The sequence below is a fragment of the Saccharomonospora cyanea NA-134 genome (assembly GCF_000244975.1).
GTDB classification, from domain to species: Bacteria; Actinomycetota; Actinomycetes; order Mycobacteriales; family Pseudonocardiaceae; genus Saccharomonospora; species Saccharomonospora cyanea.
Map to the genome: position 1 here is coordinate 733,538 of NZ_CM001440.1, position 12,787 is coordinate 746,324.

Here is a 12,787-nt window from a genome sequence, read left to right on the forward strand (position 1 = left end):
CGGCGGGTGCTCTCCGACCGGGCCCTCGCCGCGCGCCTCGCCGAGGACGGTGTGAGGAGGGCGGCCGAGTTCACGTGGGCCTCGGCCGCGGAAGCGGTCTGGGCCAGTCACGCCACGTAACGTGGGCAACGGTTTGCCGGATCCGGGCCAACGTCACTCCGACGGGTCGTAGGCTGCACGGGTGCCCGAACCGCGTGTGTTGATCGACGCCACGGCCGTGCCTCCCGACCGTGGAGGAGTGGGCCGGTACGTCGATTCCCTCGTCGCGGCGCTCGACGAGAACGGCGCCCGCCTGACCGTGGTCTGCCAGGCACGGGACGCGCAGTTGTACTCGCGGCTCGCGCCGCGGGCGCGCATCGTGCACACCGCCCAGTCCACGGCCACCCGCACCGCGCGGCTCACGTGGGAGCAGACCACTCTGCCGGGGCTGGCCCACAGACTCGCGGTCGACGTCGTGCACTCCCCGCACTACACGATGCCGCTGGCCAGCCGCGCGGCGTCCGTCGTGACCCTGCACGATGCCACGTTCTTCACCGACGCCGTTCTGCACTCGTCGGTGAAGGCGCGCTTCTTCCGGGCGTGGACCGTGACGGCGCTGCGCAGGGCGTCGTTGTGCGTGGTGCCCAGCCTCGCCACGGCTGACGAGCTGCGTCGGGTCACGCGCGTCCGGGGCGCGGAACTCCACGTGATCCGGCACGGCGTCGACGTCAACCGCTTCCACCCGCCGACGCCGGAGGAGGTCCAGGCCGCGCGCGACGCGGTGGGCCTCGGCACGACACCGTACGTCGCGTTCCTCGGAGCTCTGGAACCCCGCAAGAACGTGCCCGCGTTGATCAGGGGTTTCTCCCTCGCGGTCGCCGACCGGCCCGATCCTCCCGCGCTGGTGCTGGCCGGACAGCCCGGGTGGGACTCGCAGGTCGAGAGCGCGCTGGCCGACGCGCCGCTACGGTTGCGCGTGATCCGGGCGGGATACCTGCCCTTCGACACGCTCGCCGGGTTCCTGGGTGGTGCCGAGCTGGTGGCGTACCCGAGTCTGGGCGAGGGATTCGGACTGCCGGTGCTGGAGGCGATGGCCTCGGGCGCGTGCGTGCTCACCACCCGGCGCCTGGCGTTGCCCGAGGTCGGGGGTGACGCGGTGGCGTACTGCGGGGTCGGCGCGGGTGACGTCGCCGCGGCGCTGCGGGAGTTGCTCGACGACCCGGCGCGGCGTGCCGAGCTCGCGCAGGCCGCGCTGCGGAGGGCGAAGGAGTTCTCCTGGTCCGTCAGCGCCGAGGCACACCGCGAGGCGTACGAGCGCGCGTGGCACCGCCACCGGCGTCGGAGGGCGTGAGTCGGGGCGGAAGTGACCCGAGGAGGGTCCGACCGGACCGACACCGTTGTCGTGTGTCGTGGTCGGACGTCGTGGTCGAACATCGACCCTCACGGCGTCCTCCGCCTCGACGCCGTGAGGGTGTGAGCCGTCGACGCGTTCTCATCGAGGCCGGGCCGAGTCACCTTCTGCCGTGGTCGCACCGAGTATGCGGAGCGCACTGGTGCGAAGCGCGTCCGCCGCCTCCTGGTCGGACATCCGACCGGCGTTCTCTTCCTCAGCCGCGGTGTGGGCGAGCCCGATGGTGACGGCGGTCAGCCAGTCGGGTGGGAGCCGGGCGTCGAACTCCCCGGTTCGCTGGCCGCGTTGAATCACCCGCCTGATCCGGTCGGCGACGGACGTGTGCCGATCGTGGTCGGCCTGCGGGCTCACCGGCAGCGCGCTGGCTTTCTGTAGCAGTGCGGAGTAGCGCTGGGCTGCCTGCCTGCCCGTGTCGAGCAGGCGTAGCAGGGCGTCCGCGGCCGGTCGGGTGTCGAGTTCGGCGGCGTCCATCGCGGCGACCACCTCCTCGGTGATCCGGTCGACGGTCGCCAGCAGCAGGTGTTCCCGGGAGGGGAAGTGGGCGTAGACGGTCTGGCGTGTCACGCCCGCGGCGGTGGCGATCGTTTCCAGGCCGGCATCGGGCCGGGCGTTGAGGATCCGGACGGCGGCGTCCAGGATGGCGGCCTTGCTGCGGCGGGCGTCGGCGCGCCGGTTGCGGGCCGGGGACGAAGACATTTCTTACACCTTGTCAGAGTTGTCGGCTCGTTATATCTTACAGAGTGTCAAAGTTATTGCGAGCCAACTGGCGGTAGCCTCATGCGCCCACTCACCGACATCGGCCCGAAGCAGTTCATCGCCGACTTCTTCACCTCCTTCACCGAGGAGCTGTTGCGGAGCGACGAGGATCCGGCGCTGATCTTCGACCGGTACCACACCCCTGACGTCGTCCAGGTCGCCGACGGGCACCGGATGGACCGCGACAAGCTCATCGCGCACACCCGCCCGGTACGCAAGAACCGCCCGAGCAGCCGGATGGACGTACACGAGGCCGTCGCGAGCGGCGACCGGATAGCCGCCCGCTACACCCTGCACGTACGGCAGCGCGGTAAGGACCTCGCGATCGAGGTCTGCTTCTTCGGTCGGTTCGCCACCGACGGACGGATGCGGGAAGCGCACATGCTCACCCGCACCGTTCCCGCCACCGCTGGCGCAGGCCCGAAGCCGGTGTCCGGTGCGCCCGAAGGGAAGGACACGTCGTCATGATCCAGAGCGACTACCCGGTCGACGGCATGGTCTGCGGACACTGCGCGGCCTTCGTCACCGAGGAGATCGAGCGCATCGCCGGAGTCACCGCCGTGACGGTGGACGTCGGGAACGGCAGGGTGTCGGTGACCAGCGACACGGAACTCGACACCTCGGACGTACGCGCCGCGGTCGAGGAGGCGGGCTACGAGCTCGCCGACGTTGACGGGTGAGCGAGGCCGGCGGCGCGAAAGCCTCGATGCCATGTCCGCGCGTCCTTCCCGGTCTCCCGGCTTCGGAGGGCGTGGGAATCCCGGTGGCGGCGCGCGGTGCACAATGACGGCGTGACGGAGCCGAAGAAGTACGGTGACGCGGTCGCCGTGGTGACAGTGACCTACTCGCCGGGCAAGACCCTGGACCGCTTCCTCGACACGCTGGAGAAGGCCACCGAACGCGACGTCTCGGTGGTGCTCGCCGACAACGGGTCCGTCGACGGCGTGCCCGAGAGGGCGGCGGCCGAGCGCGCGGGCGTCCACTTCGTCCCCACGGGCGGCAACCTCGGCTACGGCGGTGGGGTCAACGCCGGTGTCGCCACTCTCGGCGACGAGGTGGGCTGGATCGTCGTGGCGAACCCCGACCTCGAATGGGACCCGGGCTCGCTGGACGCTTTGCTGGAGGTCGCCGAGCGCTGGCCGAGGGGAGGAGCGTTCGGTCCGCTGATCCGTGAGCCGGACGGGTCGGTGTACCCGTCGGCGCGGCTGCTCCCGTCACTGGGCCGCGGCATCGGGCACGCCGTGTTCGGCAAGATCTGGCCCGGCAACCCCTGGACCCGCTCGTACCGGCAGGAGAAGGCGGCCCCCACCGAGCGCACCGCCGGCTGGCTCTCCGGTTCGTGCCTGCTGCTGCGCAGGTCGGCGTTCGACTCCGTCGCGGGCTTCGACTCCCGCTACTTCATGTACTTCGAGGACGTCGACCTCGGCGACCGGCTCGGCCGGGCCGGATGGCTCAACGTCTACGCGCCGTCGGCGAGCGTCATGCACATCGGCGGGGTGTCCACGGCCAAGGCGTCGAAGCGCATGCTCGCGGCACACCACGACAGCGCGTACCGCTACCTCTCCGACCGGCACATCGGGCTCGTGTGGAAGCCGGTGCTCGCGGCCGTCAAGCTGGGACTCGCGGTGCGGTTGAAGTTCGAGACCCGCGGGGCCTGAGTCGGAAGGGCGCTCGTCAGAGCCCTTCGAGCCTGCGGGCGACGTACGACTGGTTCTGCGTCGTCTTGGTGGTGGGCACCAATCCGCCGCCGTCGAGGGAGCCGGAGTCGCTGCCCGCCCCGGTGCGGGAGTCGGCCCGTGCGCCGCCCTCGGCCTGCGGTATCTGCACGGGCTGGGTGACGTCCGGCTGGTCCGACAGCGGTGCCTTCATCGGTGTCGTCGGCATCGCCTCGGCAAGATGCGACTCCCGGCCGACGTCGTTGGCCTCGATCATCGACGACGGCAGTTTCGTGGTGGTGTTCGGGTCTTCCTCGGCGTCGATGCGCCGCACCACCGACCGCGGGATCTGCTGTGTGTTCGCGGAGTCCATCGGCGATGTCATGTTGTCCGGCGTCACGACGCCTTCGCGTGCTCCTGCGCGGGCGAGCACGGCGTCCGCGCGGTCGCGGGGATCCATGTCCTCGCACCCCCATACCCTCACCGATGGCCCTCTCTGCATGGGGCCGCCGCCTTCGGCCTCTAGGGTAGGCCCTCTGACGCCCGCCCGTCGAAGGGTTGGGTGTGCTTCGTCGTCAGGTCGATGATGTAGGTATGGGAGGGGTCTGCGCGACATGACGTCCGTGTCGGGTGCTGATGCCGTGATCCTCGTCGGTGGCAAGGGGACGCGGCTGCGTCCGCTCACCCTGTCGGCACCCAAGCCGATGCTGCCCACCGCGGGGGTTCCGTTCCTGTCGCATGTGCTCTCGCGCGTCCGCGCCGCGGGAATCACGCACGTGGTGCTCGGGACGTCCTACCGCGCGGAGGTGTTCGAGCAGCACTTCGGCGACGGTTCGGCGATCGGTCTCGACATCGAGTACGTGGTGGAGTCCGAGCCGCTCGACACGGGTGGTGCCATCCGCAACGTCGCGGACCGGTTGCGGGGCGACGACGCGGTGGTGTTCAACGGCGACATCCTCGCGGGGGCCGACCTCGGTGCACTGGTGGCCGCCCACCGGAGGGCGGAGGCGGACGTCACCCTGCACCTGCAGCGGGTCGAGGACCCGTCGCGGTTCGGCTCCGTGCCCACCGACGCCGACGGCCGCGTCACCGCGTTTTTGGAGAAGACGCCGAACCCGCCCACCGACCAGATCAACGCGGGCTGCTACGTGTTCCGCCGCTCGGTGATCGAGGAGATCCCGGCGGGCCGCCCCGTGTCGGTGGAGCGGGAGACGTTCCCCGGACTGCTGGAGCGGGGCAGGCACGTGCACGGGTTCGTGGACGATTCGTACTGGCTCGATGTCGGAACCCCGGAGGCGTTCGTGCGGGGCTCGGCCGATCTCGTCACGGGCCTCGCCCCGTCCGCCGCTCTGCCCGGCCCGGCTGGGGAACGGCTGCTGCTCGACGGCGCGGTGGTCGCCGACGAAGCCGAGGTGACCGGCGGGTCCACCGTGGGCGCAGGGGCGTACGTGGCGTCGGGCGCGCGCGTCCGGGGGTCGGTGCTGTTCGACGGCGCGGTGGTCGCCGAGGGGGCCGTGGTGGAACGCTCCGTGCTCGGGGCGGGAGCCCGCGTCGGCAAGGGCGCGGTGCTGCGGGGCGTGGTGCTCGGCGACCGGGCCTCGGTGGGCGCCGAGTGCGAGTTGCTCGACGGGGCCCGCGTATGGCCGGACGTCGAACTGGCCGACTCCGCGATCCGGTTCTCCAGCGATGCCTGAGCTCTCCCGCCGCTGGCGCCCGCCCTTCCCGCTCGACGTCGAGGGCGTGCTCGCGCCCTTGCGTCGCGGTCGGGGTGATGTGTGCCTGCGGCACGACGGCGGCGGGCGGACGTGGCTCACCGCCAACACGGCCGACGGGCCCGGCACGCTCGTCTTCCGCGTGTGCGGGGACAGCACAGTGGAGGCGCGGGCGTGGGGTGCCGGCGCGGAGGCGCTCCTCGACGGGGTGCCCGACCTGCTCGGGGCCGCCGACGACGACACCGGCTTCGTCGCCCACCACGACGCCGTCGCCCGCGCCCGGCGACGGTTGCCGCTGCTGCGCCTGACCCGTACCGGCCGGGTGTGGGACGTGCTCGTGCCCGCCGTGCTGGAGCAGAGGGTGACGACCCACGAGGCGCGCCGGTCGTGGCGGGAGCTGTGCCGCTGGTTCGGTGAACCGGCACCGGGCCCCGCGCCGTCAGGGCTGCGGGTGCCTCCGACCCCCGCTGCGATCCGGTCCCTCACCGAGTGGCAGTGGCACCGGGCCGGTGTCGACCTGCGGCGGCGCACCACCCTGGTGGCCGCCGCGCGGGTCGCGCACCGGCTGGAGGAGGCGGCGGCCCTGCGCGGTGAACGCGGTCGCGCGCTGCTGCGGAAGGTTCCGGGCATCGGGGTGTGGACGGCGGCGGAGACCGCGCAGCGGGCATGGGGTGATCCCGACGCGGTGAGCTTCGGCGATCTCCACACACCGTCGATCGTCGGGTACGCGCTGCTGGGCCGTCCCCTGGACGACGACGGCATGGCGGAGGTGCTGGAGCCGTACGCGCCGCAGCGGCAGCGGGCGGTGCGCTACCTGCAGGCGGCGGGCCAGGCGCGGCCGAGGTTCGGCCCGCGTCAGCCGGTGCGGGACTACCGCGCCATCTGAGCGAACGCGTCGGCGAGCTGCGCCTCCGCCTTGTCGAAGTAGTCCTCCAGCGCCCGCTCGGCCTCGGCGAGGCTGCCGTCGAGGACGAGTGTCGTGATCTGGCGGTTGAAGGCGAGGTAGGGCTCGTGGAACTCGCGCGGCCGCGACATGACGTGGAAGGCCAACCGCAGCTCGGCGAGCAACTGCCGCATCAGCTCGTCCACGCGCGGGCTGTCCGCGAGGCCGCCGATCGCCTGGTGGAACCGCATGTTGGCGGTGCCGACGTCCACCCAGCGCTGCTCGGCGTGGGCGCGTTCGCCCTCGGACACCGCCTCGTCCAGGGCGGCGAGGCGGGCCTCGCCCGCGGTGTTCGCGAGCCGGACGGCGCGGGTTTCCAGCATCCGCCGCACGCGGTACAGGTCGGCGACGTCGTCGGCACCGAGCACGCGCACGAACACACCCCGATGGAACTCGTGCACGAGCAACCTTTCGTGCACGAGCAGCCGGAACGCCTCGCGGAGGGTGTTGCGCGACACGGAGAGCGCGCGTCCGGCGTTCTCCTCCGACAGCCGGGTGCCGGGTGGCAGGGCCCCTTCGATGATCCGCTGCCGAAGGACGTCGGCGACTCGTTCGGCGGTACTGGTCCGGTCGAGCAGTGCGCGATCGCCCGCGAGCAGGTCCACCCACGGGTCCGTGGCAGTCATGCGACCTCCGTTCGACGCCCGCAGCGTACCAGGACGACCACACAAACCCCTTGCAGGATTGTTCAACAACTCTGTACTGTCGAGCGATCGCCGGGGAGGTGGTGAGATGCGCCTGCTGCCGTGTGCCGACACGGGACTGCTCGTGGAGCTCGACGACCTCGCCCAGGTCATGGGCCTGCACGCGGCGTTGCGCGCCGACCCGCCCGCCGGGGTGGTGGACCTCGTGCCTGCCGCGCGCACGCTGCTGGTGCGGTTCGACCCCCGGGAGACCGACCGCGCTGCCATCGAAAACGCCGTAGACGCCGCGAACGCGGTGAGTGCTGTGAGTGCTGCGAGTGCTGTGAGCGCGACGGAGACACCTCGCACGGGGGCCGAAGTCGTCGAGATCCCGGTGACCTACGACGGCGAGGACCTCGCCGAGGTCGCCGAGCTCCTCGGACTCACACCGCGGCAGGTGGTCGCCGCGCACACGGGCGCGTCGTGGACCGTCGCGTTCGGCGGGTTCGCCCCCGGTTTCGGATACCTGACCGCCGACGCGTGGCCCCACGACGTTCCCCGTCGCGGGGAGTCCCGCACCGCCGTGCCCGAGGGGGCGGTGGCGGTGGCCGGACCGTTCAGCGGCGTGTACCCCCGATCGTCGCCCGGTGGCTGGCGACTCCTCGGCCGCACCGAGACGACACTGTGGGACGTCCACCGCGAACCGCCCGCGCTGCTGCGGCCGGGCGTGCGCGTGCGGTTCGTGGAGGTCTCGTGAACGCGCGCGCGGAAGTCGGACTGGAGGTCGTGGAGAGCGGACCGCTCGCCACGGTGCAGGACCTCGGCAGGCCAGGGCTCGCCGGTGTCGGCGTCGGCGCGTCGGGAGCGGCCGACCGCTCGGCGCTGCGGCTGGCGAACCGGCTCGTCGGCAACCCCGAGGGCGCGGCGGCCGTCGAGGTGACCCTCGGTGGGTTCGCCGCGCTCGCGCGCCGCGATCTGACCGTCGCCGTCACGGGCGCGCCGTGCCCCGTCACCGTCGGCGGGCGAGGCGGCGCGGCAGGTGCCGTGCTGCGCGTGCGTGCGGGCGAGTGCCTGAGGTTGGGCGTCCCCGAGCGGGGGCTACGCAGCTACGTGGCGGTGCGGGGCGGGATCGCGGTGGAACCGGTGCTCGGTTCCGCGTCCACCGACGTGCTCTCCGGTCTGGGTCCGCCGCCGCTGGAGGCCGGGCACACGCTGCCGGTCGGGAAGCCGACCCTGCCGCCGTCGTCCGTGGACTTCGCTCCCGTGCCCCCGCTGCCCGCCGACGAGCTCACCCTCCGGATCGTTCGGGGCCCCCGCGCCGACTGGTTCGCCGACGACGCGCTGCCCACGCTGCTGCGGCAGCCCTACGAGGTGACGCCGCGCAGCAACCGCATCGGCATGCGGCTCGACGGCCCCGAGTTGGTCCGGGTGCGGGAGGCGGAGCTGCCGAGTGAGGGCATGGTGCCCGGCGCGCTCCAGGTGCCGCCGACCGGCAGGCCCACCCTGTTCCTCGCCGACCACCCCGTCACCGGTGGTTACCCCGTGATCGCGGTGGTGCTGTCCGCCGACGTCGACAAGGCGGCACAGGCGAGGCCGGGAATGCGGGTGCGGTTCGTGGAGGTGAGGTCATGACGGAGCAGACGGCAGCGGAGCTGACCCCGGAACAGGCGCGCGAGCGGTTCCGTTCGGGATGGCGGGTTCCCACGGCGGGACTGTGCCCGGGATGGGCGCAGGCGAACCTCGTCAGCGTGCCACGGGAGTACGCGTACGACGTCCTTCTGTTCGCTCAGCGCAACCCCAAACCGTGCCCGGTGCTCGACGTCACCGAGCCCGGCGCCGTGAGCACGTCGGTCTTCGCGGGCGACCTCCGGACGGACCTGCCCGCCTACCGCGTCTACCGCGACGGCGAGTTCGTCGAGGAACGCACCGACGTGTCCGAGCTGTGGCGCGACGACCTCGTGTCGTTCCTCATCGGCTGCAGCTTCACGTTCGAGTCCGCGCTGCTGGAGGCGGGAGTGCCGGTGCGGCACATCGAACAGGGACGCAACGTGCCGATGTACGTGACCGATCGCGAGTGCCGGCCGGCGGGCGGTATGGCGGGGCCGCTGGTGGTGTCGATGCGCCCGCTTCCCGCGTCGGCCGTGGCGACGGCGGTGCGGGTGACCTCGCGGTTCCCCGACGTCCACGGCGCGCCCGTGCACATCGGAGATCCGGCGGAGCTGGGCATCGCCGACCTCGGGCAGCCCGACTTCGGCGACGCCGTCGACGTTCGGGACGGGGAGTTGCCGGTGTTCTGGGCCTGCGGGGTGACACCACAGGCGGCTGTGATGCGCTCGCGCCCACCTTTCGCCCTCAGCCACGCGCCGGGTCACATGGCGATCACCGACATCCGGGACGCCACCCTCCAGGTGCCCTGACCCGGCGCGGGATGTCTCGTCAGGCTTCCAGGGCCGCCCTGACGATGGCGAGGGCCTCGTCGCGGGGCAGGCCCAGCGCGCGGATCTGCTCGGCGTAGGCCGAGGCCGCATCGCGTGCCCGCTGCCTCGTGTCGTCACCCGAGGCGCCGACGAACGTCCCTGCCCTGCCCCGGGTTTCGAGCAGCCCGGCCTCCTCCAGCTCCCGGTAGGCGCGGGCGATGGTGTTGGGCGCGATCCCGAGCTCGGCCGCCAGCGCCCGGACGGTGGGCAGCTTGGTGCCCACCGGAAGGCTGCCGTCGCGGATCTGCCGCGCGATCTCCACCTTCACCTGCTCGTACGGCGGTGTCTTCGACGCGGGTTCCAGACGCACGATCATGTCGACCTCACCTGTCGAGTGCCGCGGCGATGAGTTCCGTGAGGTCCTCCGTCCTCGGCGGCAGCTCGTGGACCGGCCACCACCGTAGGTCGTCGGACTCGTCGCTGGCCACCGGCCGCGCTCCCTCGGGCGCCCTGGCCACGAAGCGCACGTCGAAGTGCCGGGTGGGCACGCCGAGCGAACACGTCACCGGGTGCACGTCGAGGTGCAGGGGCTCGGGGTCGAGCGAGAGCCCGGCGATGCCCGACTCCTCCGTGGCCTCCCGTAGCGCCGCGTCGGCCAGTGAGGTGTCCTCGGGTTCGCAGTGCCCGCCGAGCTGGAGCCAGCGGCCCACGCGCGGGTGCAGGGTCAGCAGCACGTGCTCACCCGTGGAGTCGAGCACCACCGTGGAGGCGGTGAGGTGCCCGGCCGCGCACGACCGGTCGCACGCGTCCTCCCGCGCGGCCAGGAACCCCAGGTAGCTCTGGCGCAGCGACTCCTGCGCGGCGTCGGAGGGTTTCCACGCCTCCAGGGTCGCCGTCGCTTCGGTGTGCAGGGCGCTCACCATTCCACCAACCCTTCGTCGTCCTCACGCGGTTGCCGTGGCGACAGCGGGGTCGCCGGGTGCCCGATCGCCACCGCGCCGAGCGGGTACCAGTGTGCGTCCAGGTCGAGGCTGCGTCGGACCACGTCGGCGGCGAAGATCGTCGATCCGATCCAGCAGGAGCCGAGCCCTTCGGCGGCCAGCGCCACCAGCAGGGCCTGCACAGCCGCGCCACCGGCCACCGTGAACATCGTGCGCTCGCAGTCGTTGCGCCGGTCGTCGCGGTAGGTGTGCGCGCCGTCGGGCACGAGGAACGGCACGACGACCTCGGGCGCGGTGTAGAGGAGTTCGCCTCGGCGCAGCCTGCGCTCGATCTGGTCCGCGGTGAACCCGTCGCTTACGAGATCGGCACGCCACGCCTCGCGCATGGCGTCGAGCAGCTTCTCGCGCTCGGCCGGCGTGCGCAGCCAGCCGAACCGCACGGGCCTGGTGTGGTGGGGTGCGGGCGCGGTGAGCGCGGCACCCACGGCGCGGCGCAGCGCCGCCGGGTCCACGGGGTCGTCGGTGAACTCCCGCACCGACCGGCGCACGAGCACGGCTTCCCTGCGTCCCTGGGCGATGGCCTCCGCGGTGCCCAGGCGGAAGAGGTCCTCCTCGGCCGGACGCACGAGATCGCGGGCGGTGGCCGCCCCCGGAACGTCGTCACCGACGGTCAGTCCGCGCACCACGGCCACGGGCACGGCCTTGAGCTTGCCCTTCACCAGGTCGGCGGCGGCGGCGACCTCGTCGGCCACGGCGATCTCGGTGACGGCGAGTTCGTTGCCCTGCCGGTCGGTCTCGCCCGCGTACGACCGCAGCACCCGCAGTCCCGACGAGCCGATGGCGGCGTCCGTCTGCCCGACCCGCCACGCCCGGCCCATGGTGTCGGTGACCACCACGGCGACCTCCACCCCGAGCCGCTCGCGCAGGCCGTTCCGCAACGCCAGTGCCGACGCGTCCGGATCGCTCGGCAACAACGCGACCTCACCGGGGTCCACATTGGATGCGTCCACGCCGGAGGCCGCCTGCACGACACCGAGGGTGTTCTCGGTGATCACCGTGCGACCGATGCGGGCGAGCACCCGAACGGCCTCCTGCTCGACGAGCTTGCGCCGTTCGGCGTCCTTCGCCTCGGGGGAGCCGGGCACGCGCACGAGCCTGCCCTCGACCTTCGACACGACCTTGCTGGTCACCACCACGACGTCGCCGGAGCGCAACCACGGCGCGTGGCGGGCGACGGCGCCCGTCAGGTCGTCGCCGGGGCGGAACTCCGGGAGCCCCTCCACCGGCAGGATCTCGATGCGGTCGGCGGCGTGCTCAGTCACTGTCCACTCCAGCGAGGTCGAGGGCGGCCCGCACCATGTCGGCCGTCGCCTCGACGTCCGACATGATCAACGGCACGGCGCGCACCGCCACTCCCGGCACGTCCACCGACTCGCCCTTGTGGACCAGCCAGCCGTCGAGCAACCCGTCCTCGGACGTCTGCCGCGACCCGTAGTGCCTGCCGACCGCCTCGGCCGACGTCTCCACGCCGATCGCGGACAGGCACGCGTCGGCCATGCCCCGCAGCGGCTTCCCTCCGATGATGGGGGAGACGCCCACGACGCCCGCCTCCGTGGCGCGCAACGCCTCGCGCACGCCCGGCACGGACAGCACCGTGCCGATCGACACCACCGGGTTCGACGGGGCGAACAACACGGCGTCGGCCTCCTCGATGGCGGCGAGGACGCCGGGCGCGGGCTCGGCCTCCTCCGCGCCGACGGGCACGATGCTGTGGGCGGGGAGCTTCGCCTGGTACCGCACCCACCACTCCTGGAAGTGCAGCGCCTTGCGGCTGCCGGCCTCCTCCGGGTCGTCCACCACGACGTGGGTCTCCACCCGGTCGTCACTCATGGGCAGCAGGCGCACTCCCGGACGCCAGCGGTCGCACAGCGCCTCGGTGACGGCCGAAAGCGGGTAACCCGCGCGGATCATGCGGGTGCGAACGAGGTGGGTGGCGATGTCCTTGTCGCCGAGCGCGAACCAGGTGGGTTCGGCGCCGTACGCCTCCAGCTCGGACTTCACGGTCCACGTCTCGTCGGCGTGACCCCAACCGCGCTCGGGGTCGACCCCGCCACCGAGCGTGTACATGCAGGTGTCGAGATCAGGGCAGACCCGCAGCCCGTGCATCCACACGTCGTCGCCCGTGTTGACGAGCGCGGTGATCCGATGGGGGAGGTCCCCCTCCCCGACGGGGGGCAGGCCGAGCGCGGCTTTGACACCGAGCAGGAACCGGGCTCCGCCCACCCCGCCGACGACGACCACAACCTTCACTGTGCCGGCCTCTTCTCCAGTCCGTGTTGTTCCTCCGGTG

At 72.4% G+C, this 12,787-nt stretch carries 16 protein-coding genes; 9 read left to right on the forward strand and 7 right to left on the reverse strand.

What is annotated here, in order from left to right; translation table 11 throughout:
• Positions 1-181 precede the first annotated feature (181 nt).
• Positions 182-1,330 carry a glycosyltransferase family 4 protein gene (locus SACCYDRAFT_RS03555; RefSeq protein ID WP_005453665.1) on the forward strand — a complete coding sequence of 383 codons (1,149 nt, stop codon included), beginning with the start codon at positions 182-184 and terminating at the stop codon, positions 1,328-1,330.
• A gap of 141 nt (positions 1,331-1,471) precedes the next feature.
• Here the strand turns inward: SACCYDRAFT_RS03555 and SACCYDRAFT_RS03560 are convergent, their stop codons facing one another.
• The gene (locus tag SACCYDRAFT_RS03560; protein ID WP_005453667.1) at positions 1,472-2,086 is read right to left on the reverse strand and encodes a TetR/AcrR family transcriptional regulator; all 615 of its coding nucleotides are present in this window, start codon (positions 2,084-2,086) and stop codon (positions 1,472-1,474) included.
• Positions 2,087-2,167: 81 nt separating this feature from the next.
• Here SACCYDRAFT_RS03560 and SACCYDRAFT_RS03565 point away from each other — a divergent pair, with 81 nt between their 5' ends.
• From SACCYDRAFT_RS03565 to SACCYDRAFT_RS03575, 3 genes are all read left to right on the forward strand, one after another.
• On the forward strand, positions 2,168-2,614 hold the full coding sequence (locus tag SACCYDRAFT_RS03565; protein WP_005453669.1) for a nuclear transport factor 2 family protein: 447 nt from the start codon (positions 2,168-2,170) through the stop codon (positions 2,612-2,614).
• Entirely contained in the window at positions 2,611-2,826 is a 216-nt protein-coding gene (locus SACCYDRAFT_RS03570; RefSeq protein ID WP_005453671.1) for a heavy-metal-associated domain-containing protein, read from the forward strand. Before SACCYDRAFT_RS03565 ends, SACCYDRAFT_RS03570 begins: the two co-directional genes overlap by 4 nt.
• A 96-nt stretch (positions 2,827-2,922) precedes the next feature.
• The gene (locus SACCYDRAFT_RS03575; RefSeq protein WP_005453674.1) at positions 2,923-3,804 is read left to right on the forward strand and encodes a glycosyltransferase family 2 protein; all 882 of its coding nucleotides are present in this window, start codon (positions 2,923-2,925) and stop codon (positions 3,802-3,804) included.
• 16 nt (positions 3,805-3,820) lie between these two features.
• Here SACCYDRAFT_RS03575 and SACCYDRAFT_RS03580 read toward each other — a convergent pair whose 3' ends face one another.
• A complete protein-coding gene (locus tag SACCYDRAFT_RS03580; protein ID WP_043536114.1) occupies positions 3,821-4,261 on the reverse strand; it encodes a hypothetical protein in 441 nt (146 codons plus the stop codon).
• A 154-nt stretch (positions 4,262-4,415) separates the two neighbouring features.
• Here SACCYDRAFT_RS03580 and manB point away from each other — a divergent pair, with 154 nt between their 5' ends.
• Together manB and SACCYDRAFT_RS03590 are read left to right on the forward strand one after the other, a co-directional pair.
• On the forward strand, positions 4,416-5,495 hold the full coding sequence (manB, locus tag SACCYDRAFT_RS03585; RefSeq protein WP_005453678.1) for a mannose-1-phosphate guanylyltransferase: 1,080 nt from the start codon (positions 4,416-4,418) through the stop codon (positions 5,493-5,495).
• Entirely contained in the window at positions 5,488-6,399 is a 912-nt protein-coding gene (locus tag SACCYDRAFT_RS03590) for a DNA-3-methyladenine glycosylase family protein (RefSeq protein ID WP_005453680.1), read from the forward strand. Before manB ends, SACCYDRAFT_RS03590 begins: the two co-directional genes overlap by 8 nt.
• On the opposite strand, the gene SACCYDRAFT_RS03595 is transcribed toward SACCYDRAFT_RS03590, so the two are convergent.
• Positions 6,384-7,082 carry a GntR family transcriptional regulator gene (locus tag SACCYDRAFT_RS03595; RefSeq protein ID WP_005453687.1) on the reverse strand — a complete coding sequence of 233 codons (699 nt, stop codon included), beginning with the start codon at positions 7,080-7,082 and terminating at the stop codon, positions 6,384-6,386. The genes SACCYDRAFT_RS03590 and SACCYDRAFT_RS03595 overlap by 16 nt on opposite strands.
• 106 nt (positions 7,083-7,188) lie before the next feature.
• Between SACCYDRAFT_RS03595 and SACCYDRAFT_RS03600 the strand changes: the two genes are divergently transcribed.
• From SACCYDRAFT_RS03600 to SACCYDRAFT_RS03610, 3 genes are read left to right on the forward strand one after another with little or no spacing between them, the layout of a single operon-like run.
• Complete coding sequence (locus tag SACCYDRAFT_RS03600; RefSeq protein WP_005453688.1) at positions 7,189-7,836, forward strand: 5-oxoprolinase subunit B family protein; 648 nt, start codon at positions 7,189-7,191, stop codon at positions 7,834-7,836.
• Entirely contained in the window at positions 7,833-8,711 is an 879-nt protein-coding gene (locus SACCYDRAFT_RS03605; RefSeq protein WP_005453690.1) for a 5-oxoprolinase subunit C family protein, read from the forward strand. The genes SACCYDRAFT_RS03600 and SACCYDRAFT_RS03605 overlap by 4 nt, the downstream gene beginning before the upstream one ends.
• Complete coding sequence (locus tag SACCYDRAFT_RS03610) at positions 8,708-9,496, forward strand: putative hydro-lyase (protein ID WP_005453691.1); 789 nt, start codon at positions 8,708-8,710, stop codon at positions 9,494-9,496. Before SACCYDRAFT_RS03605 ends, SACCYDRAFT_RS03610 begins: the two co-directional genes overlap by 4 nt.
• Before the next feature lie 19 nt (positions 9,497-9,515).
• On the opposite strand, the gene SACCYDRAFT_RS03615 is transcribed toward SACCYDRAFT_RS03610, so the two are convergent.
• Genes SACCYDRAFT_RS03615 through cofD form a run of 4 tightly spaced genes read right to left on the reverse strand, consistent with a single transcriptional unit; the run spans position 9,516 to position 12,747 of the window.
• Positions 9,516-9,872 (reverse strand): GntR family transcriptional regulator, encoded by a 357-nt coding sequence (locus tag SACCYDRAFT_RS03615; RefSeq protein WP_005453692.1) that lies wholly within the window; start codon positions 9,870-9,872, stop codon positions 9,516-9,518.
• 7 nt (positions 9,873-9,879) lie between these two features.
• Complete coding sequence (locus SACCYDRAFT_RS03620; protein WP_005453693.1) at positions 9,880-10,419, reverse strand: NUDIX hydrolase; 540 nt, start codon at positions 10,417-10,419, stop codon at positions 9,880-9,882.
• Entirely contained in the window at positions 10,413-11,759 is a 1,347-nt protein-coding gene (locus SACCYDRAFT_RS03625) for a coenzyme F420-0:L-glutamate ligase (protein ID WP_005453694.1), read from the reverse strand. Before SACCYDRAFT_RS03625 ends, SACCYDRAFT_RS03620 begins: the two co-directional genes overlap by 7 nt.
• On the reverse strand, positions 11,752-12,747 hold the full coding sequence (gene cofD, locus SACCYDRAFT_RS03630) for a 2-phospho-L-lactate transferase (RefSeq protein ID WP_005453695.1): 996 nt from the start codon (positions 12,745-12,747) through the stop codon (positions 11,752-11,754). The genes SACCYDRAFT_RS03625 and cofD overlap by 8 nt, the downstream gene beginning before the upstream one ends.
• Positions 12,748-12,787: the final 40 nt, after the last annotated feature.

What these genes read in the sequence shown, in the direction of transcription:
- SACCYDRAFT_RS03560 (WP_005453667.1), bottom strand. Translation starts at nt 2,086, where the DNA reads ATGTCTTCGTCCCCGGCCCGCAACCGGCGCGCCGACGCCCGCCGCAGC.
- SACCYDRAFT_RS03565 (WP_005453669.1), top strand. Translation starts at nt 2,168, where the DNA reads ATGCGCCCACTCACCGACATCGGCCCGAAGCAGTTCATCGCCGACTTC.
- SACCYDRAFT_RS03570 (WP_005453671.1), top strand. Translation starts at nt 2,611, where the DNA reads ATGATCCAGAGCGACTACCCGGTCGACGGCATGGTCTGCGGACACTGC.
- SACCYDRAFT_RS03580 (WP_043536114.1), bottom strand. Translation starts at nt 4,261, where the DNA reads ATGGATCCCCGCGACCGCGCGGACGCCGTGCTCGCCCGCGCAGGAGCA.
- manB (WP_005453678.1), top strand. Translation starts at nt 4,416, where the DNA reads ATGACGTCCGTGTCGGGTGCTGATGCCGTGATCCTCGTCGGTGGCAAG.
- SACCYDRAFT_RS03590 (WP_005453680.1), top strand. Translation starts at nt 5,488, where the DNA reads ATGCCTGAGCTCTCCCGCCGCTGGCGCCCGCCCTTCCCGCTCGACGTC.
- SACCYDRAFT_RS03595 (WP_005453687.1), bottom strand. Translation starts at nt 7,082, where the DNA reads ATGACTGCCACGGACCCGTGGGTGGACCTGCTCGCGGGCGATCGCGCA.
- SACCYDRAFT_RS03600 (WP_005453688.1), top strand. Translation starts at nt 7,189, where the DNA reads ATGCGCCTGCTGCCGTGTGCCGACACGGGACTGCTCGTGGAGCTCGAC.
- SACCYDRAFT_RS03610 (WP_005453691.1), top strand. Translation starts at nt 8,708, where the DNA reads ATGACGGAGCAGACGGCAGCGGAGCTGACCCCGGAACAGGCGCGCGAG.
- SACCYDRAFT_RS03615 (WP_005453692.1), bottom strand. Translation starts at nt 9,872, where the DNA reads ATGATCGTGCGTCTGGAACCCGCGTCGAAGACACCGCCGTACGAGCAG.
- SACCYDRAFT_RS03620 (WP_005453693.1), bottom strand. Translation starts at nt 10,419, where the DNA reads ATGGTGAGCGCCCTGCACACCGAAGCGACGGCGACCCTGGAGGCGTGG.